General features: G+C 65.2%; 3 protein-coding genes. 1 reads left to right on the top strand and 2 read right to left on the bottom strand.

What is annotated here, in order from left to right; translation table 11 throughout:
• Positions 1 to 445, top strand: a 445-nt coding sequence (locus EOC94_RS33220; protein WP_185928389.1) for a cobalamin biosynthesis protein, incomplete at its 5' end; no start/stop codon positions are given.
• Positions 446 to 826: 381 nt separating this feature from the next.
• Here EOC94_RS33220 and cobO read toward each other — a convergent pair.
• Together cobO and cobU are read right to left on the bottom strand one after the other, a co-directional pair.
• Positions 827 to 1,444 carry a cob(I)yrinic acid a,c-diamide adenosyltransferase gene (gene cobO, locus EOC94_RS33215; protein ID WP_095483472.1) on the bottom strand — a complete coding sequence of 206 codons (618 nt, stop codon included), beginning with the start codon at positions 1,442 to 1,444 and terminating at the stop codon, positions 827 to 829.
• Position 1,445: 1 nt separating this feature from the next.
• Positions 1,446 to 1,913, bottom strand: a 468-nt coding sequence (gene cobU, locus EOC94_RS33210; protein ID WP_127295851.1) for a bifunctional adenosylcobinamide kinase/adenosylcobinamide-phosphate guanylyltransferase, incomplete at its 5' end; no start/stop codon positions are given.

Here is a 1,913-nt window from a genome sequence, read left to right as displayed (position 1 = left end):
CTACAAGGCCGCCAACACCGCCGATTCGATGATCGGCCACCGCACGCCGCGCCATGAGGCCTTCGGCCGGGCGGCGGCGCGCTTCGACGATCTGATCAACCTGCCGGCGTCACGGCTGACCGCGCTGCTCATCGTGGCTGCCTCTTTCTTCGTCAAAGGCGCCGATGCCGGCAACGCCTGGCGCACCGTGCAGCGCGACGCGAAAAAGCACCGCTCGCCCAATGCCGGCTGGCCTGAGGCGGCGATGGCCGGCGCGCTTGGCCTGGCGCTCGCCGGCCCACGCTCCTACGACGGCGTCATGGTCGACGATGCGTTCATGGGCGAAGGCGGCCGCCGCGACGTGGAAAGCGCCGACATCAGGCGGGCGCTGAAACTCTACCGGGTCGCCGACTTTCTGCTGATCGCGCTGTTCGGCTTGCTGTCGGTGATCGTCATCGCTGCGTGACGGCGTCTCATCTTGAGGACGGCCGGTCGAGATCGGCTGAAATAAAAAACCGCCTCGGGGGCGGGTCGCTGGCGCAAATCAGCACCATGAATAAATTCCTAGCATAACTGCCGTCACAAAGCAATCGATTTCGGGCCACGAAGTGGCCAATCGCTTCAGGTTTGCGCTGCCCCTCACTCTTACCATTCCGGGGCGAGCCGCTTCGTGCGGCTTTCCCTTCTCCGCTTGTGGGAGAAGGTGGCCGCGAAGCGGCCGGATGAGGGGTGTTCCAGCTTGGCACCAACAGCGCTCCGGCCAGCACCCCTCAACCGTCTTGGCGCTGCGCGCCAATCCACCTTCTCCCACAAGGGGAGAAGGAAGAAGAGGCGCGGGCAAAACCCCTCAGAACTCTATGCCTTGCTGCGCCTTCACGCCGGCGGAAAAGTGATGCTTGGTCACGCCCATCTCGGTGACCAGATCGGCCGCCTCGACCAGCGCCGGCTTGGCGTTGCGGCCGGTGACGACGACGTGCAGACCCTCGCGGCGCCCTTTCAGCGCCGCCACCACCTTGTCCAGATCGAGATAGTCGTAGCGCAGCGCGATGTTCAGCTCGTCGAGCACCAGAAGGCTGATCGACGGATCGGCCATCAGCTCGAGCACCTTGGCCCAGGCAGCTTCGGCGGCAGCGATGTCGCGCTTCAGATCCTGAGTCTCCCAGGTAAAACCCTCGCCCATCGTGTGCCAAACGACCCGATCGCCGAAAACGGCAAAGGCGTCCTTCTCGCCGGTGTGCCATTTGCCCTTGATGAACTGGACGACGCCGACGCGCTTGCCGTAGCCGAGCATCCTCAGCGCCAGCCCGAAGGCAGCGGTGGTCTTGCCCTTGCCGGGGCCGGTGTTGACGATCAGCAGCCCCTTCTCGACGGTCTTTGCCGCGACCTCGGCGTCCTGCACCGCCTTGCGCTTGGCCATCTTGGCGCGGTGGCGTTCTTCGTCCTTGGGTTCGATAGTATCAGCCATGTCATTTCACCTTCAGCGGCAGTCCCGCCACCATCATCAGCACCGTATCGGCTATCGTCGCGACCTGCTGGTTGAGCCGGCCGGCGGCATCGCGAAACCGACGGGCGAGCGCATTGTCCGGCACGATGCCCTGGCCGACCTCGTTGGAGACCACGAGCCATGGCCCGCGCGGTCGCGACAACACATCGGCCAGCCCCCGGCATTCAGCCTCAATGTCATGTTCGGCCAGCATATGGTTGGTCAGCCACAGCGTCAGGCAGTCGATCAGGACAGGCCGGCCGTCAGGCAGGGCCTCGATCGCGCCGACGAGATCGAGCGGCGCATCGATGGTCGTCCAGCCCTCGCCGCGCCGCGATCGGTGCAGCGCGATGCGCTCGCGCATCTCGTCGTCATAGGCTTGCGCCGTGGCGATGTATGTCCACGGCGCCGGACAGGCCGTCACCAATCTTTCGGCATGCGCGCTCTTGCC

Origin of the sequence: Mesorhizobium sp. M6A.T.Ce.TU.016.01.1.1 (assembly GCF_003997065.1) — a bacterium.
GTDB classification, from domain to species: Bacteria; Pseudomonadota; Alphaproteobacteria; order Rhizobiales; family Rhizobiaceae; genus Mesorhizobium; species Mesorhizobium mediterraneum.
Note: the sequence above shows the minus strand (reverse complement) of the source record. Positions and strands in the feature narration are given on the sequence as shown.

What these genes read in the sequence shown, in the direction of transcription:
- cobO (WP_095483472.1), bottom strand. Translation starts at nt 1,444, where the DNA reads ATGGCTGATACTATCGAACCCAAGGACGAAGAACGCCACCGCGCCAAG.